This window comes from Massilia terrae (assembly GCF_024753145.1).
In the GTDB taxonomy this organism is placed as follows: domain Bacteria; phylum Pseudomonadota; class Gammaproteobacteria; order Burkholderiales; family Burkholderiaceae_D; genus Telluria; species Telluria terrae.
On the sequence record NZ_JANUGU010000001.1, the window covers coordinates 143588 to 159755 of the forward strand.

Genomic DNA, 16168 nt, shown 5'->3' on the forward strand with positions numbered 1-16168 from the left:
TGTAATGAATGCTGCCATGACCGACCTTCCTGTCTCGCCCCTCGGCTGTTCCTGCTTCCGCATGCGGCGGCTGGCGCGGGCGATGTCACGGCTGTATGACCAGCACCTGGCCGCCGTCGATCTCAAGACCACGCAATATTCCGTGCTGGCCCACGCCGGCCGCGCCGCGCTGCCGGTGGCGGAGCTGGCCGATCGCCTCGGCACCGAACGCACCACGCTGACGCGCAACCTCAAGCCGCTGTGCGAGGCCGGCTGGATCGTGCTGGTGCCGGGCGCCGACAGCCGCCAGCGCATCGTCACCATCACCGATGCCGGCCGCGCCAAGCTCAAGCAAGCGTGGCCGTACTGGCGCGCCGCCCAGGACGCGTTCGAAAGCCGGCTCGGCGCCGGCGCCGTCCGCACACTGCACGACCAGCTCGACCACACCCTGGACCAACTCGCCCCATTGCTGGAGGAGACAAGCGATGAATGAACACCATGAACTGAGCCCGCGCGCCTCCTGGCTGCTGATCCTGGCCGCGTCCGCGACCCTGATGATCACCATGGGCGCGCGCCTGACCACCGGCCTGTTCCTCTCGCCGATCAACACCTCGACCGGCCTGGGCATCGCAACCATCAGCTTCGCGATGGCGATCGGCCAGTTCATGTGGGGCGCCTCGCAGCCGCTGTTCGGCGCCGTGGCGGACAAGTACGGCGCCGGCCGCGTGCTGTTGCTCGGCGCCCTGATGCTGGCGGCGGGTCTCGCGGCCACGCCCTTCGTCAGCTCGGAATGGGGACTGGTGTTCACGCTCGGCGTGCTGTCGGCGGCCGGGGCGGGCGCGGGCAGCTTCTCGATCCTGATCGGCGCCACGGCCCAACGCCTGCCCGCCGCGCGCCGTCCGTTCGCGTCCGGCTTCATCAACGCCGGCGGTTCCTTCGGCCAGTTCGTGTTCTCGCCGCTGATGGTGGCCATCATCGGCGCGGCGGGCTGGGTGCAGGCGATGCTGGTGATGGCGGCGGCGACGCTGGCCACCATCCCGCTGGCCTGGCCGCTGCGTGGCCGGCCGGCCACGTCGAACGTGGGCTCGGGCCCGCTCACGGCCGGCATCACGCTCACCGAACAACTGCGCCAGGCCCTGCGCGACCGCAGCTACCTGTACCTGCACGCGGGCTTCTTCACCTGCGGCTTCCACATCGCCTTCCTGGTCACCCACCTGCCGGGCGAAGTGGCGCTGTGCGGGCTGCCGGCCGGCGTGTCGGGCCGCGCGCTGGGACTAATCGGGCTGTTCAACATCGCCGGCAGCCTGGCCGCCGGCGCGCTCGCCACCCGCTACCGCATGAAGTCGCTGCTGGCCCTGATCTATGCGCTGCGCGCCGTGCTGATCGTGGCCTACCTGCTGGTGCCGAAGACCGCGCTGACCTTCTACCTGTTCGCGGGCGCGCTCGGCTTCACCTGGCTGGCCACGGTGCCGCCCACCGCCGGCCTGGTCGGCAAGCTGTTCGGCATGCGCTACCTCGCCACCTTGTTCGGCCTGACCTTGCTGTCGCACCAGATCGGCGGCTTCTTCGGCGCCTGGCTGGGCGGGCTGTCCTACGTCCACTTCGGCAACTACCAATGGATGTGGTACGCCGACATCGTGCTGGCGCTCGGCGCGGCCCTGATCAACCTGCCGATCCGCGAGGCGCGTGTCATCCCGGCGGCGCTGCCCGCGGCAAAGGCCTGAACATGGCGCGCGATACCTGGGCTTACCGCGACGTGGCGGTGGAATCGGTGGCGGACCCGGTCACGGGCCGCCTCGCGCTGCGGCCGATGGCGGGGCAGGCGTATGCGTCGACCCTGCGCGTGCAGTGTTCGCGCAAGCTGCTGGACCCGGCGCTGTATCCGGCCGGTAGCTGCTTCCTGTTGTCCGCCAAGCTCACCGACCGCCTCGGCGGCGAGCCTTTCCTGTACGCCTGGCACGGCGACCCGGTCACGGTCCTGAGCCGCGCGCAAGCCAAGAAATTCCTCGCCGAATATCGCCGCATCCGCATCTGAGCCCGGCCGTTTTGGCTTGCTGCGCACGCGATGCCGGGAAAATGGTTACCATTTGCTATCCCTATGCCTGAACGAAAGGAAGCAAATGGCAACAAGAAAAATCGCGGTGCTGGTTGGCAGCCTGCGCAAGGATTCCTACACCCGCAAGGTCGCCAAAACCCTGATGCTGCTGGCGCCGCCGGCGCTGGAACTGGACATCGTCGAGATCGGCCGTCTGCCGCTGTACAACCAGGATGACGAGACCGAGCACCCGCCCGCCTCCTTCACCGAATTCCGCGGCCGCATCAAAGACGTTGACGGCGTCCTGTTCTGCACCCCCGAATACAACCGCTCGATTCCCGCCGTGCTCAAGAACGCGATCGACGTCGGCTCGCGCCCCTATGGCCAGGCCGTGTGGAACGGCAAGCCGGCCGGCATCGTCAGCGTGTCGCCGGGCGCGATCGGCGGCTTCGGCGCCAACCACCACCTGCGCCAATGCCTGGTGTTCCTCGACATGCCGATCCTGCAGCAGCCGGAAGCCTATATCAACGGCATCGCCAACAAGGTCGACGCCGAGCATGTGACCGACGAGGCCACGCGCAAGTTCCTGCAGACCTATATCGACGCTTTCGCCGCCTGGGTCGAGCGCAATGCCGACTGATCAGGCCCATCCCATCGGCATCCGCCATCTCGACCACCTCGTGCTGCGGGTGCGCGACCTGGACGCGATGGTGGCCTGGTACGGCAAGGTGCTGGGCTGTCCGGTGGAAAGGCGGCAGGATGAGATCGGCCTGGTGCAATTGCGCGCCGGCAGCGCGATGGTCGACCTGGTGCCGGTCGACGGCAAGCTGGGCCGCGCCGGCGGCGCCGCGCCCGGGGTGGAAGGGCGCAACCTCGACCATTTCTGCTTCCGCGTCGAACCCTTCGACGAGGCCCGCATCCGCGCCCATCTGGCGGCCTGCGGCGTGACGGCCGGCCCGGTCGAGTCGCGCTTCGGCGCCGAGGGCGAGGGCCCGTCGATCTACGTGCAGGACCCCGAAGGCAACACGATCGAGCTGAAGGGGCCGCCGGCGTGAGCGAGGAAGCCGCGCCCTACGTGCCGCAAGCCGCCGCGTACGGCCGTCCCGCGGGCGGCGTGCGGGCCCGGCTGTACGACGTGATCTTCGAGTCGGACACGCCGGCCGGGCGCCGCTTTGATATCGCGCTGGTGTTCGCGATCTTGCTCAGCATCCTGGTGGTGGTGCTGGACAGCGTGCCCCACCTGCACCAGGCGTACGAGGGCACGCTCAATGCGCTGGAGTGGGCCTTCACGGGATTGTTCACCGCCGAATACCTCGCGCGGCTGTGGTGTGTGCGCCGCCCATGGCGCTACGCGAGCGGCTTCTTCGGCATCGTCGACTTGCTGTCGGTGCTGCCAACCTATTTTTCCCTGCTGGTGCCGGGCAGCGCCTTGCTGCTCGACATACGCATCCTGCGCCTGCTGCGCGTGTTCCGTATCTTCAAGCTCACTTTGTATGTCGCGGAATATATGCGCCTCGGCGAAGCCCTGTACGCGAGCCGCCGCAAGATCATGGTGTTCCTGTCGGCGGTCGTCATGGCCATCCTCGTGCTTGGCACGGTCATGTACGTGGTCGAGGGGCCGCGCAACGGTTTCACCAGCATTCCAGTGTCGATGTACTGGGCGACCGTGACCATGACCACCGTGGGCTATGGCGACATCACGCCGCACACCAATATCGGCAAGTTCATTGCTTCGTTCATGATGTTGCTGGGTTGGGGCACCTTGGCCGTGCCGACTGGCATCGTCACTGCGGAAATGACCTTGCGCGGGCGGGCCGCTTGGCCGCCCGCGCCTGACGGACGCGCTTGCCCAGGCTGTGGTTCCGGAGGCCACGCGGCGGATGCGCGTTTCTGCCAGGATTGCGGCGCGCGGCTCGGGGAGTAGCCAGCCACGGCTGGCCGCCGATTGCAATACCCGACCTTTAGCGCACATCAAGCGCGGCCTGCGTGCATGGCCTAGCCTTCTAGCTCGTGCTGGCGAGACGCCCTCAGGCTTTTCCTGAATGCCCGCCACCACCGACTATCCAAAGGAGGCGACCCCATGTACCCTTTTTCGCAGGCAGTTCCCCCGGCGGTGAAGACCCATCTCGATGCCCAGACCGCCTACATGAGCGACATGTCCAGGTCCATGTTCCGCTCCTTCCAGCGCATGTGCGAGCTGAACATCCAGCTGATGCAGGCGATGCTGGAAGAATCCACGCTGGCCGGCAAGCAAATGTTCAGTCCGCCGCATGATGCCGACACCATGTCCGCCACCGCGGCGCGCGCCCAGCCCGCCAGCGACAGGCTGCGCGCCTACCAGCACCACGTGTCGCGGCTGGCGGCCGATACCCAGGTCGAGCTGGCGCGGGTGACCGAGCAGCATGCGCAGAACACCACCCGTACCGCGCGCGCCATGGCCGATGAAGTCGCGCGCGGCGCGTCCGAGGCCGCGGAGCGTGGCATGCACGGCCAGCAGGAATCGGTGCGCCGCTTTGCCGATTCGGTCACGCGTGCGGGCGAGGCCGGCGCGGCGCAGTCGCCGCCACGGACCGAGCGCGGCCAGCCGGCCATGCAGGCCGCCATGCCGGCCAGCGCGGTCCAGGGCGAAGCCTGAACGGCCCTGTTTAGGCGGCCTCGGCCGTCGGCACGGAGGCCGGCGCGGCTGCGCGCTGCCGTGGCGTGCGGGCCAGTCCGAACAGCGGACGCAGCAAGGGAAGCCGGCGCACCACGTCGAAGATGCCGAAGCTGGCGGTGGCCGTCATTACAATCAGCAGCACAGCCTCCGTGCCCGGTGCGAGCTTGAGCGGCTTGAGGCTGTGCGCCAGCACGACGATCAGCGTCTGGTGCGCGATGTAGACGGGGAACACAGCCTCGGTCAGGTAGCGGCGTGCGGCGTTGTCGTGGTGCAGGTGGCGATGGGCGAATCCGCAGGCGGCGCCCATTGCGCACCATGCGAACAAGGCGATGTTGGCGCCCATCAGGGTACGCCACGCGGCCAACTGGCTGGCCGGGACCACAGCGTCGGGAAGCGCCCACCAGACCACGAACACGGCCCAGCCGGCGGCGGCGATGCCCAGGCACTCCCAGCGCAGCGCGTCCAGCCGCGGCCAGAAGGCGGGCGTGCGGGCCAGCAGCGCGCCAAGCACGAACAAGGAGAAGTAATTCGCGTGGTTGAACCAGTCGCCGATCACGGCATGGTTTTCGGGAAAGCGGACGGCAAGCAGGATCCGGATCGTGGCCAGCGCCGCGGCGGGGACCACGATGATCTTCCAGCCGGTCAGCAAGCCCGCCAGTTTCTGGGCAAGGAGGTCGAAGCGCTGGCCGAGGACGGTCACCAGGGCGGCCAGTCCCAGCGTGTAGATCCAGAGGTAGGCGACGAACCACAGGTGGTTCCAGGTCGGTATGGCGAGGCAGCCCGCGGGCCGGCAGAAGCCGCCGTATCCGATCAGGTACAGCCGCATGAAGTCGAGGTAGCTGCCAGGGTAGTTGACCCATTCAACGACTTCCAGGTAGGACTGGGGCGGCACCACGACCAACACGCCGAAGACCAGGGGCACCAGCAGCCGCACCGAGCGCCGTCCCAGGAAGGACACCATCTTGGTGCGCGCGAGCATCATGCTCGATGCGACGCCCGAGACGAGGAACAGCAGTCCCAGCCTCCACGGGGAGGACAGCAGCATGAAGGGTTCGGGACCATGGCTGGCCGCCGGGCTCTTGACGTGCCAGTACCAGCTCACATAGTACATGCCGACGTGGTAGAAGATCAGGATGAAGAAAGCGATGATGCGCACCCAGTCGAGAAAATACAGGCGCGCGGGCGGAGCGGTCTTGGGCAGATGCATGGTCGGCGATCCGTTCAGTGAATGACGGATCCCAGCTTACGAAGCGGCGCCGCTGCGCGCGAGTGGAATGTGGCGAACCGGGCGCTGGCCGGGGCCAAGCGGACGGCTACAGGCGTTCGAGCACGCTCGCGCGGAACTGCCGGCTGCACGGCACACGCGCACCGCCGCGCAGCACCAGCTCGCAGTCACCTTTGTCGAGCGGCACGACACGTTCGATCAGCGCAAGCTGCACCGCGGCGCGCCGGTGGCAGCGCACGAAGCGTTCGCCCAGCTGGCCGAGCAAATGGGCCAGCGTCTGCCGCAGCAGCGGTTGCCCCTTGCTGGTGTGCAGCACGACATAGTTATCGGCGGTCTCGATCCATTCGATCTCCACGACCGGCAGCACGCGTGTGCCGGACCGTTCCGGCACCAGCAGCTTGTCCAGTTGGTTCGATGCGCCCAGCGCGGGCAGCGCCGGCGCCGGTGCTCCCATCCGCAGGCGGTCGCGCAGCCGCTGCAGCGCGCGCTGCAGGCGCGCCGCATCGAAGGGCTTGAGCAGGTAATCGATGGCATTGCTGTCGAAGGCCTTGATCGCATACGCGTCGAAGGCGGTCACGAACACCACCAGCGGCGCCGGCTGCGGCAGCGAGGCGGCCAGCTCCAGCCCGCTCAGCTCCGGCATCTGGACGTCGAGGAACAGCGCGTCCGGCCGGAATGCCGGCAGGCGCTCCAGCGCTTCGATGCCATCGGCCGCCTCGTCGATGGCGCCGATGCCGGGCTCTTGCGACAGCATGCGGCGCAAGCGCTCGCGCGCCGGCTGCTCGTCGTCCACGATCAGCAGGCGCATGGCAGCAGCAGTTCGGCCCGCACGCCGGCCGGCGCGCGCTGGGTCAGCGTCAGACCCGCGCGTTCCCCGTGCAGGGAAGCGAGGCGTTCGCGCAGGTTGGACACGCCGATGCCGGGCGTGTCATGCGTATCGAGCGTACCGGAGTCGTCCTCGACCACGATGCGCAGGATGCCGTCGCTGGCCTCGGCCGACACCGCGATCGCGGTGGCCTGCCGGCGCCGCTCGACCGTGTGCTTGAACACGTTCTCCAGCAGCGGCTGCAGGCTCATGACCGGCACCGGACAGGGCAGGGCGGCATCGTCGATATGCCATTCGACGTGGACGCGGCCGGTGAAGCGTTCGGCCATGACGGCGGCGTAGCCGCGCGCGAGCCGCAGTTCCGCATCCAGCGTCGCCTCGTGGCTGGCGCCCATGTCCAGCGAGGTGCGCAGCAGCGTGGCGAGCTGGGTCAGGGTCGCCTCGGCCTTCTGCACGTCGGTGTGCATCAGCGAGGAGATGGTGTTGAGGGCGTTGAACAGGAAATGCGGCTGCATTTGCTGCGCCAGCCGCTGGAGCTGCGCCTGCTGCAGCAGGCCATTGGCGCGCTCGGCGCGCAGGCGCGCCTCCAGCATTTCGCGCCACGACAGGACCCCGAAGCGCGCCACCGCGAACAGGCCGATGAAGATCGAAATCTTCAGTGACTCATAGAAGAACACGTGCGGCCACGCGCCGTGGCCATAGGTTTCGCCGGCGAGTGAATAAATGCCGGTGCGGATGCCGAAGGCCAGTGGCACGAAGCAGATCCAGTACATCGGCAGCCACAAGGCCTGCAGCCCGAACCACTTCCACGGCTGCGAGACCAGGCCGTCGAAGCGCCGCGAACCGTAGCGCTGGACCAGCAGCAGGACGCTCACCGCCACCATCGACGAAGTCTCCCACAGCACCGGCTTCCACAGCGCCCCGTCGCTGTGGCTGCCCTGGTAGTCCTGGACGGCGACGGACGCCATCAGGCTCCAGAACAGGAGCCAGGACAGGACGATCACAAGCTTGCCGCGGTTCGAGTCCATCGTCGTCAGGTAGTGGGTAGGCGCGACGATGATCCCCCATTTTGCCCGGCCTTGTCAAAATGACCCCGTCCGGCTAGATTGACAGGCCAGGGGGAGGATCGCATGCCGGACCAGCACGACGACGAACAGCCGCTACGTTTTGCGCACCAGGCGCAATGGGCGCAGTGGCTGGCGCAGCACCATGCCAGCGCCAACGGGGCGTGGCTGATGCACGCCAAAAAGGGCAACCCGGATCCGACGGTGAGCTATGCGGAGGCGCTCGAAGTGGCCTTGTGCTTTGGCTGGATCGACAGCCGCAAGAAAGCCCACGACGAACAGCACTTCCTGCAGCGCTGGACGCCGCGTTCGCCGAAAAGCATCTGGTCCAAGGTGAATCGCGACCATGCGCTGCGCTACATCGAGCAGGGCAAGATGCAGCCGGCCGGCCTCGCGGAGGTCGAACGCGCAAGGAAGGATGGGCGCTGGGATGCCGCTTACGATCCGGTCAGCGCGGCGCCGGTGCCGCCGGACCTGCAGGCCGCGCTGGATGCGAATCCGGCAGCGGCGGCCATGTTTGGCAAGCTCAGTTCACAGAACCGGTTCGCGATCCTGTTCCGCTTGCAGGGCGCGAAAAAGCCCGAAACGCGGGCAGCTCGCCTGGAAAAATTCGTGGATATGCTCGCGCGCGGCGAAACCATTCATCCGCAGCGTGAGCGCCGAGCAGAGGGAAGGACCCACTGAAGTATGAACGTCATTCCCGCGAAGGCGGGAACCCATGCTGAGTATGCGGGCCTGCGGCGCTCAGCGATTCGACAAAACAGGTGGCCTATGGGTCCCCGCCTGCGCGGGGACGACGACTTCAAGGTGTTTCGCTTGTTTTAGCGGTAGTCGCTTTTTGGCTCAGAGCTGCCCGTCTTCCACCGGCTCCGTCACCGGCGTCATCATGTGCCCCAGCTTGGCGGCCTTGGTGTTGAGGTAGTTGTTGTTGAAGGCGTTGCGGTTGACCAGCAGCGGCACGCGCTCGCTGACTTCGATGCCCAGCTTGGTCAGGGCATCGATCTTGCGCGGGTTGTTGGTCATCAGGCGCAGCGAGCGCACACCGAACTGCTCCAGCATCGGCTTGCACAGCTCGTAGTTGCGGGCGTCCGCATGGAAGCCCAGTTGCAGGTTGGCCTCCACCGTGTCGGCGCCGGCTTCCTGCAGGCGGTAGGCGCGGATCTTGTTGACCAGGCCGATGCCGCGGCCTTCCTGGCGCAGGTACAGCAGCACGCCGCGGCCTTCCGTGGCGATTTTCTTCAGCGCGCCTTCGAGCTGCGCGCCGCAGTCGCAGCGCTGCGAGAACAACACGTCGCCGGTCAGGCACTCCGAATGCACGCGCGCCAGCACCGGCTCGCCGTCGCCGATATCGCCCAGCACCATCGCCAGGTGTTCCTTGCTGCCCGGGCCTTGGCCCGGGATGCTGTGCTCGACGAACGCGTGCAGCGTGAATTGCGCCCACGGGGTCGGCAGCGTGCACGACGTGACGTAATCTAGCGATGGCGCGGTGGCGTTGTCTTGCATGGCAGGTCCTGGATCGATTGCATTTATTGCTGTAAGCAGCAAGTTTACAGGAAATCGGCCATGGCCGTGTCGGGAGCCACGGAATAGCCAAGCTGTGCTAGGCTGGCGCACGTATTTCCGCCGCGAATCTTTCATGCCGAATCAGCCAATAAAACTGCGCAGCTTGCTGCCACACGCGCTCGGCGCCTGGCTGGCGCTGGCCTTCACTGTCTTGTCGATCGTGCTGACGCTGTTGCTGGTCACGGCGCTGGAGCACAAGGCGACCGAGCAGGTGCGTGAGCAGATCGGCCAGGCGCTGGCCGAACTGGCCAAGCAATCGTCGAACCGGCTGGAGCGCGGCATGTTCGAACGCTACCGCGAAGTCCGCCTGCTGGCCCAGCGCCGCGACCTGCGGCCGGACATGCCACTGGCGGAGCGCCGCCGGGCGCTCGACCAGGTGCAGGCCAGCTACGGCTACTACGGCTGGGTCGGCATGGCCGGGATGGACGGCAAAGTGCAGGTGGCGGCCAAGGGGCTGCTGGAGGGCATGGACGTGTCCGCGCGGCCTTGGTTCCACAATGCCCTGAACGGCATTTATGCGGACAACGTCCACGACGCGGTGCTGCTCGCGAAAATCCTGCCCAAACAGGCCGAGCCCTGGCGCTTCGTCGACGTCGCCTTTCCCTTCCTGGACGCGAACGGCAAGCCGCTGGGCGTGATGGGTGCGCACCTGTCGTGGCAATGGGCGCGCGACGTGCAGCGCTCGGTGATGGCCGGCGTCACCGCGCACCGCAAGGCCGACGCGCTGGTGGTCGATGACAGCCGCTACGTGCTGCTGGGGCCCGCGGACCTGCTCGGCAAGCAGATTGCACAGCGTTCCTTGCAGAAGGCGCGCGACAGCAAGGACGGCGGCTTCGCCGTGGAGCAGTGGCCGGACGGCCGCTCTTACCTGGTCGGCTACGCGCGCGGCCAAGGCTACGGCGAATATCCGGGACTGGGCTGGACCGTGCTGGTGCGGCAGGACCTGGACACGGCCTACGCGCCCGTGCGCCGGCTGCGCGAATACGGGCTCGCTGCCGGCGTGGTGCTGGCGGCGCTGTTCTCGATCGGCGGCATCGCGATCGCGCGCCGCATCACGCGGCCGCTGGGCGAACTGGCGGCCTCCGCGCGCCGCATCCGCCGCGGCGAGACCGTCCCGATCGCGGTCGGCAGCGGCAGCTACGAGGAAGTGCAGTCGCTGGCGGCGACCCTGAACGGCCTGGTGGCCGACCTCGTGAACCGGCGCCGCGACCTCGAGCAGCTCAACGCCACGCTGGAGGAGCGCGTCGAGCAGCGCACCCGCGAGCTGGAAGATGCGCTGGTGACGGTGCGCGCCAGCGAGCAGCGCATCGCCGCGATCATCGAGGCGGCGCAGGACGCTTTCGTCGGCGTCGACCTGCGCGGGAATATCTGCGACTGGAATTCGCGCGCCGGCCAGATGTTCGGCTGGAGCCGCGACGAGGCGATCGGGCACCCGGTGGCCGGCCTGCTGGTGCCGCCGCGCTTCGCCTCCAGCGTCGACAAGGCGATCGACATGTTCAAGCTCACCGGCCGCAGCGACTTTTTGGAGCGCCATTTCGAGCGCATGGTGGTGAACCGCCGCGGCGTCGAATTCCCGGTCGAGGTGACCGCCGGCCTGGCCGGGCGCGGCGACTCGGCCTTCTTCAGCGTGTTCATCCGCGATATCTCCGAGCGCAAGAAGGTCGAGCGCATGAAGAGCGAGTTCGTGTCGACCGTGTCGCACGAGCTGCGCACGCCCCTGACCTCGATCCGCGCCTCGCTGGCGATGCTGGCCGACGGCACCGCGGGCGAGCTGCCGGACGATGTGCGCGGCCTGGTCGACATCTCGTGCGAGAGCTGCGAGCGGCTGGTGCGGCTGGTGAACGACGTGCTCGACATCCAGAAGATCGAGTCGGGGCGAATGGAGTTCCACCTGCGCGAGCAGGCGCTGCTGCCGCTGGCCGAACACGCGCTGGAGGCCATGCAGGGCTATGCGCGCCAGCAGGGCGTCGCGCTGCGCGCCGATTTCGCGACCGATGCCGCCACGCTGCTCGCCAACGTCGACGGCGACCGCATCACGCAGGTGCTGACCAACCTGCTGTCGAACGCGGCCAAGTTCTCGCCGCGCGGCGAGCAGGTGGTGCTGCGCCTTGACGCATACGGCGACCGTGCCCGCATCGCGGTCGAGGATCACGGCTGCGGCATGCCGGCCGATTTCATGGACCGCGTGTTCCAGCCCTTTGCGCAGGCGGATGGCGCGGATTCGCGGCAGAAGGGCGGGACCGGCCTTGGACTGTCGATCTGCAAGAGCATCGTCGAGCAGCACGGCGGCACGATCCGCTTCACGACGGCCGAAGGCGCCGGCACGACCTTCATGGTGGAACTGCCGCTGGCGCAGGCTTGAGATGGCGCTTTAGCCGGCGGTGATCTGGCACACCAGCTGCTGCGCGGCGACCAGCCGCGGCGGCGGCGAGCAGTGGCAGATGCACAGGTCGTCGTGCAGGGCGACCTGCCTGCCCTTGACCCGTTCGCTCAGGCGCGGGCCGTCCGGCTTGATGACGCCAACCGAGTGGCATTTCGGGCATTTGACGTGGTCGTCTTCGAGCGCGACCGGCACGCCGTTGACCCGCCGGAAGTGGCTGGCCGAGATGACCTCGCCGCCATTGGTGGTGGCTGCACCCAAGGTAACGAGGTATCGCTTCAGCATGACGGCCCCCGCCGGGAATCCCGCCAATCCAATCTAGCGAGGGAAGGGGGCGGTATCTTTGCGACAGCGCAAATCAGCGCAGTCCGTGCACCGCCATGCCGCCAAACGAGGGCCAGGCCGAGAAGTCACGCTCCAGCGCCGGCAGCATCTCGCGCAGGCCCGGCATGTCGGCGCTGAAGGTGGTGGCGCTGCCGTCCAGTTCACGGCTGCCGCTCAAGCGGTAAGGCTGCGCGCCCACGCCGGGTTTGCGCAAAGTCACCAGCACCTGCTGCGGCCCCAGGCCGACCACCAGCAAATCGCCGGCGCCGCTGGTGCGCACATAGCGGCGCTGCGTCTGGGGCTCGATCGGGCCGGCTTCGAGCGCGATGCGCACCTGCTTGCCAGCGGCTTGCGCCCAGTCGAGGAAGGGCGCGGCGAAACGGTGGACCTGGCCGGGATCGGTGCGGTAGTCCATCACCGTCAGGCCATCCGCCGCGCGCGCCAGCCCGGCCAGCAGATCGTCGCGTCCGGCCCACCAGAACGGAACGACGAAATCGAGATGCAGCGGGCCGGCCGCCGCGCGCAGCGCCTGCGCCAGCGCCAGGTAGCGCTGGTTCCACGCGTCGGGCGCAAGATGGTATTGCCCGAGCAAATAGGGTTCGATGTCGAACTGGATGCCGTCGAGCCGCGCTGCCGCATCGGCCTTGCTGTTGTAGCTGGCGTAGGCCTGCGCCAGCCGCACGGCGGCGGCCTGCTCGGACGGCAGCACCATGTGCGGGTCGCCGTCCACGCTCCACACCGCGATGTGCTGGCGATGCGCACCTTGCACGAAGCTCGCCAGTTGCTCCGGCTCGCGCACGCCATCGGCGCTCGTCGGCACCGTGATGAACAGCAGGCCGATGCCCTGTTCGCGCGCCCACGAGAGCAGCGCGTCGCCGTCGTCCTGCCACTGCGCGGCGCGCCAGATCCAGGTCGCGCGCGGACCGGGCGCGCGTGCCTGCGGCTCGAGGGTGAGCGAGGCCACGGTCAGGCTGGCGTCTGCGTTGGGGCAGTTGATCACGAAGTGGCGCCATTGCGCGCCATCGAGGCCGGATGGCAGCGGGAGCGCGGTCGCACCGATCGTCCCCATCGGCACGGCGCTTTCGGCGCGTGCATGCGCGGTATCGGCCACTTGCAACTCGAAGCTGCCATGCGCGTTCGCCTGCGCGCGCAGCGCGGCGGGAGCGCGCGGCAGGTACCACGGTCCGGACAGCAGTACGCCAGCCGGGCGCTGGCCCGCACGGCAGCTCAGTTCCAGCGCCGTGCCGTTCAGGCGCGCCTGCACGCGTTCCTCCGCGCCGAAGGTACGCAGCGTCGATTGCGGCAGCAGGTTCGCGTGGAAGGGCATCGGTGCCGGCGGTTCCGGCAACGGCTTCGCGGGCGGCAGCGTGGGTTCGCTCACGTCGAAGCGGCCATCCTTGACGGAACCCAGCAGCAGGATCGTGTCTTCGGGCCGCGCGCCGGCCGGCAAGGGGTAGACCGTGTCGACCCGGGCGCTATCCACGCCGATTTGAGTGCTGACGCAAGCGGGCATCGACGGCTGGCCCGACACCACGATGCGCGCGGCGCGGCCGTCCGGCATCGTGGCCGCGCCATGCTCGTCCGGGCACAGGTGCAGCCAGGCGGCGCGCGCTGGACCGGTCACGGCAAGCAGCAGGATGAAGAGAAGACGCACCACAGCTTATTTCGCCTGGCCGCTCTGCCAGCTGCCCTTGCGCTTCATCGCGCCCCAGCTGGATTCCTTCTGCACCGCCCAGCGGTACAGGCCGATCAGGCGCCACGCCGTGTTGAGCTGGCGGTAGCCGAAGTTCTCCGCCAGCACCAGCAAGCCGAGCATGAGCAGCTGCCTGCCTTTCGGGTACATGTGGAAGGACATCTCCTCCAGCAGCAAGCCGGACGCCGACAGCAGCACGCCCAAGCCGATGGCGACGAACAGGAAGGAGCCGAATGCGCTCCACGAGATCGCGCCGGCCATGAAGGCGGCAATCATGAAGATGTAGCCGCCCAGTTCCAGCACGGGGCCGAGCCATTCGAAGGCCACCATGAAGGGGAAGGCCAGCCAGCCGGGCGGGCCGCCGTTCCGCGAGAACATCAGGCCCCAGTTGGCGTTCAGGCTCTCCGACAGGCCACGCTGCCAGCGGATGCGCTGGTTCTTGAGCGTCTTGAAGTCTTCCGGCGCCTCGGTCCAGCACACCGGGTTCGGCACGAACTCGACGCGGTAGGGCTGGCGCCGCGCGCGCAGCATGCGGTGCATGCGCGCGACCAGCTCCATGTCCTCGCCGATGGTGCCGACGCGGTAGCCGCCGGCCTCGATCACCACGTCCTTGCGGAATACGCCGAATGCGCCGGAGATGATCAGCATCGCGTCCATCGCGGACCAGCCGAGCCGCCCGAACAGGAAGGCGCGCAGGTACTCCACCACCTGGAACATCGCCCAGATATTCTTCGGCAGGCCGATCCGGGTCAGGAAGCCGCCCTCGACGACGCAGCCGTTCGCCACGCGCACCGTGCCGCCGGTGGCGACCACGGTGGGATCGCGCAGGAAGGGCTCGGTCACCTTGACCAGGCTGTCGCGCTGCAGGATCGAATCGGCGTCCACGCCGCAGTACAGCGGATAGCGCGAGGCGTTGATGCCGGCGTTGAGGGAGTCGGCCTTGCCGCCGTTGACCTTGTCGATCACGCGCAGGTTCGGGTGCGTGGTGGAGCGGTAGATGCCGCGCGTGTCCTTGGTCGGCAGCTTGCGGCGGTAGGCTTCGGGGAAGGGCAGCAGGGCGAATTCGCGCTTGAGCACGTCCAGCGTGCCGTCCCTCGAGCCGTCGTTGATGACGATGACCTCGAACTCCGAATACGTCAGCTGCAGCATCGAGCGCACCGAGGCCGCGATGGTCGCCTCCTCGTTATAGGCCGGGACCAGGATGCTGACCGGCGGTTCGAGGCCCGAGTAGGCGCGCGGCAGGTCGTCGAAGAAGGCTTCCTGCGCGCTGCGCCGCAACGCCTTCAGCGACATCAGGTTGAGCAGCAGGTAGCCGCCGTTCAGCGCGATGAAATAGCACAGCACGAACCAGGTGACGAATTCGATGACGGTGTGGTTCATGCCTGTCCTTTTTCGGCCATCACCTGGGCCAGCATGTCGGTGGCGAAGCGGTCGGACAGGCGCGCGCGCACGGCGCCGACCGGCTCGCCGTACAAGTTGGCCAGCTCCACCAGCGACTGGGCCGCGCGGTAGCGCACCCACCATTCCGGATCGGCCAGCAGCTGCGCGAGCGCTTCGATGTCGCCCGGTGCGCCGATGCGGCCGAGCGCGCGTGCGGCCTGCACCCGCACCTGCCAGTGCGCGTGGCCCAGCAGGCGGCGCACCGATTCCAGCGCATCCGGCAAGGCCACGCCGCGCAGGGCGGCCACCACCACGGCGATGTCTTCGCTGGCCAGCGCGCGCTCCAGCACCGCAGGCGGCAGCTGCATGCGCAGCGCTTCGGCCATGCGCAGGGCGCGCGGCAGCCGGGCATCGGGCAGGGCGGGCAGCAGGCGCGCCAGCACTTGCGCGGCCGGCGCGCTGGCTTCCTGCAGCATCCCCGCCACGTGCGGCAGCGCCCAATCTTCGTTATCCACGAACTGCGGCATGATGCGTTCGGCCGCCGCCTGCGGATCGATATGGATCAGTGCCCAGGCCGCGGTGAGCGCCAGCGCGCGGTCGGGCAGCTCGGACAGCGCCTGCAGCTGGGACCAGGCCTGCTGGTCGCGCAGGTAGCCGAGCGTGAGGGCGGCCAGCATCTGCTCCGTGCGCGGGCCACCGAGCATGGCTCGTGCCGAGCTGTCCATGCCCAGCTGGCGCGCGATGGCATTGAGGGCGTCGCGCGCTTCGCCGCGCAGTGAGCGCTGGAGGTGGACCCACAGCTTGAGGAAGGGCAGGCGTTCGCGCCTCGCCATGGCGGGCAGCGGCGGCTGTTCGCCGACGATGGCCGCATGCAGCACCGGGCGCCACTTGTCGATCGCGCCCTGTTCGATGCGCTCGCCGCGGCGCAGCGCCACGCGCAGGCGCACGATCTGCAGGCTCAGGACGAGCGTCAGCAGCAGGGCGGCGACGCCGGTCCAGAATGCGGCGGCGACGATCGGGTCGGGCAGGGTCGGCAAGACGCG

The 16168-nt window shown here is 68.3% G+C and carries 17 protein-coding genes; 9 read left to right on the forward strand and 8 right to left on the reverse strand.

Annotated elements, in window-relative coordinates:
* Window positions 1-16 precede the first annotated feature (16 nt).
* From NX778_RS00745 to phaP, 7 genes are all read left to right on the forward strand, one after another.
* A complete protein-coding gene (locus NX778_RS00745) occupies window positions 17-472 on the forward strand; it encodes a MarR family winged helix-turn-helix transcriptional regulator (protein WP_258809776.1) in 456 nt (151 codons plus the stop codon).
* Window positions 465-1703 (forward strand): MFS transporter, encoded by a 1239-nt coding sequence (locus tag NX778_RS00750; RefSeq protein WP_258809777.1) that lies wholly within the window; start codon window positions 465-467, stop codon window positions 1701-1703. The genes NX778_RS00745 and NX778_RS00750 overlap by 8 nt, the downstream gene beginning before the upstream one ends.
* Window positions 1704-1705: 2 nt before the next feature.
* Window positions 1706-2014 (forward strand): hypothetical protein, encoded by a 309-nt coding sequence (locus NX778_RS00755; protein ID WP_258809778.1) that lies wholly within the window; start codon window positions 1706-1708, stop codon window positions 2012-2014.
* 85 nt (window positions 2015-2099) lie between these two features.
* Complete coding sequence (locus NX778_RS00760; protein WP_258809779.1) at window positions 2100-2654, forward strand: NADPH-dependent FMN reductase; 555 nt, start codon at window positions 2100-2102, stop codon at window positions 2652-2654.
* Complete coding sequence (locus NX778_RS00765; protein ID WP_258809780.1) at window positions 2644-3069, forward strand: VOC family protein; 426 nt, start codon at window positions 2644-2646, stop codon at window positions 3067-3069. The genes NX778_RS00760 and NX778_RS00765 overlap by 11 nt, the downstream gene beginning before the upstream one ends.
* Complete coding sequence (locus tag NX778_RS00770) at window positions 3066-3938, forward strand: ion transporter (RefSeq protein WP_258809781.1); 873 nt, start codon at window positions 3066-3068, stop codon at window positions 3936-3938. The genes NX778_RS00765 and NX778_RS00770 overlap by 4 nt, the downstream gene beginning before the upstream one ends.
* Before the next feature lie 156 nt (window positions 3939-4094).
* A complete protein-coding gene (phaP, locus tag NX778_RS00775) occupies window positions 4095-4649 on the forward strand; it encodes a TIGR01841 family phasin (RefSeq protein ID WP_258809782.1) in 555 nt (184 codons plus the stop codon).
* 10 nt (window positions 4650-4659) lie between these two features.
* On the opposite strand, the gene NX778_RS00780 is transcribed toward phaP, so the two are convergent.
* The 3 genes from NX778_RS00780 to NX778_RS00790 all read right to left on the reverse strand — a co-directional run bounded on the left by NX778_RS00780 (window position 4660) and on the right by NX778_RS00790 (window position 7749).
* Complete coding sequence (locus tag NX778_RS00780; protein ID WP_258809783.1) at window positions 4660-5877, reverse strand: acyltransferase family protein; 1218 nt, start codon at window positions 5875-5877, stop codon at window positions 4660-4662.
* Between the two features lie 106 nt (window positions 5878-5983).
* Window positions 5984-6703 carry a LytR/AlgR family response regulator transcription factor gene (locus NX778_RS00785; protein ID WP_258809784.1) on the reverse strand — a complete coding sequence of 240 codons (720 nt, stop codon included), beginning with the start codon at window positions 6701-6703 and terminating at the stop codon, window positions 5984-5986.
* A complete protein-coding gene (locus NX778_RS00790) occupies window positions 6691-7749 on the reverse strand; it encodes a sensor histidine kinase (RefSeq protein ID WP_258809785.1) in 1059 nt (352 codons plus the stop codon). Before NX778_RS00790 ends, NX778_RS00785 begins: the two co-directional genes overlap by 13 nt.
* Before the next feature lie 102 nt (window positions 7750-7851).
* On the opposite strand from NX778_RS00790, the gene NX778_RS00795 reads away from it, so the two are divergent.
* Window positions 7852-8469, forward strand: a complete 618-nt coding sequence (locus tag NX778_RS00795; protein ID WP_258809786.1) for a YdeI/OmpD-associated family protein — start codon at window positions 7852-7854, stop codon at window positions 8467-8469.
* Between the two features lie 159 nt (window positions 8470-8628).
* Here the strand turns inward: NX778_RS00795 and ribA are convergent, their stop codons facing one another.
* Entirely contained in the window at window positions 8629-9288 is a 660-nt protein-coding gene (ribA, locus tag NX778_RS00800; RefSeq protein ID WP_258809787.1) for a GTP cyclohydrolase II, read from the reverse strand.
* A 133-nt stretch (window positions 9289-9421) separates the two neighbouring features.
* Between ribA and NX778_RS00805 the strand changes: the two genes are divergently transcribed.
* Window positions 9422-11710, forward strand: coding sequence for an ATP-binding protein (locus NX778_RS00805; RefSeq protein ID WP_258809788.1), 2289 nt, complete (start codon window positions 9422-9424; stop codon window positions 11708-11710).
* Window positions 11711-11719: 9 nt separating this feature from the next.
* Here NX778_RS00805 and NX778_RS00810 read toward each other — a convergent pair whose 3' ends face one another.
* The 4 genes from NX778_RS00810 to NX778_RS00825 form a co-directional block, all read right to left on the reverse strand.
* Window positions 11720-12013, reverse strand: a complete 294-nt coding sequence (locus NX778_RS00810; protein WP_258809789.1) for a PAAR domain-containing protein — start codon at window positions 12011-12013, stop codon at window positions 11720-11722.
* A 73-nt stretch (window positions 12014-12086) separates the two neighbouring features.
* Window positions 12087-13709 carry a hypothetical protein gene (locus tag NX778_RS00815; protein ID WP_258809790.1) on the reverse strand — a complete coding sequence of 541 codons (1623 nt, stop codon included), beginning with the start codon at window positions 13707-13709 and terminating at the stop codon, window positions 12087-12089.
* Between the two features lie 3 nt (window positions 13710-13712).
* Window positions 13713-15125 carry a glycosyltransferase family 2 protein gene (locus NX778_RS00820; RefSeq protein ID WP_258809791.1) on the reverse strand — a complete coding sequence of 471 codons (1413 nt, stop codon included), beginning with the start codon at window positions 15123-15125 and terminating at the stop codon, window positions 13713-13715.
* Entirely contained in the window at window positions 15122-16162 is a 1041-nt protein-coding gene (locus NX778_RS00825; RefSeq protein ID WP_258809792.1) for a HEAT repeat domain-containing protein, read from the reverse strand. The genes NX778_RS00820 and NX778_RS00825 overlap by 4 nt, the downstream gene beginning before the upstream one ends.
* Between the last annotated feature and the right edge of the window lie 6 nt (window positions 16163-16168).

Bases quoted from the DNA above. Each gene is read 5' to 3' on its own strand.
- NX778_RS00750 (WP_258809777.1), top strand. From the start codon at position 465: ATGAATGAACACCATGAACTGAGCCCGCGCGCCTCCTGGCTGCTGATC.
- NX778_RS00805 (WP_258809788.1), top strand. From the start codon at position 9,422: ATGCCGAATCAGCCAATAAAACTGCGCAGCTTGCTGCCACACGCGCTC.
- NX778_RS00745 (WP_258809776.1), top strand. From the start codon at position 17: ATGACCGACCTTCCTGTCTCGCCCCTCGGCTGTTCCTGCTTCCGCATG.
- NX778_RS00795 (WP_258809786.1), top strand. From the start codon at position 7,852: ATGCCGGACCAGCACGACGACGAACAGCCGCTACGTTTTGCGCACCAG.
- ribA (WP_258809787.1), bottom strand. From the start codon at position 9,288: ATGCAAGACAACGCCACCGCGCCATCGCTAGATTACGTCACGTCGTGC.
- NX778_RS00810 (WP_258809789.1), bottom strand. From the start codon at position 12,013: ATGCTGAAGCGATACCTCGTTACCTTGGGTGCAGCCACCACCAATGGC.
- NX778_RS00820 (WP_258809791.1), bottom strand. From the start codon at position 15,125: ATGAACCACACCGTCATCGAATTCGTCACCTGGTTCGTGCTGTGCTAT.
- NX778_RS00760 (WP_258809779.1), top strand. From the start codon at position 2,100: ATGGCAACAAGAAAAATCGCGGTGCTGGTTGGCAGCCTGCGCAAGGAT.
- NX778_RS00755 (WP_258809778.1), top strand. From the start codon at position 1,706: ATGGCGCGCGATACCTGGGCTTACCGCGACGTGGCGGTGGAATCGGTG.
- NX778_RS00765 (WP_258809780.1), top strand. From the start codon at position 2,644: ATGCCGACTGATCAGGCCCATCCCATCGGCATCCGCCATCTCGACCAC.
- phaP (WP_258809782.1), top strand. From the start codon at position 4,095: ATGTACCCTTTTTCGCAGGCAGTTCCCCCGGCGGTGAAGACCCATCTC.
- NX778_RS00790 (WP_258809785.1), bottom strand. From the start codon at position 7,749: ATGGACTCGAACCGCGGCAAGCTTGTGATCGTCCTGTCCTGGCTCCTG.
- NX778_RS00780 (WP_258809783.1), bottom strand. From the start codon at position 5,877: ATGCATCTGCCCAAGACCGCTCCGCCCGCGCGCCTGTATTTTCTCGAC.
- NX778_RS00785 (WP_258809784.1), bottom strand. From the start codon at position 6,703: ATGCGCCTGCTGATCGTGGACGACGAGCAGCCGGCGCGCGAGCGCTTG.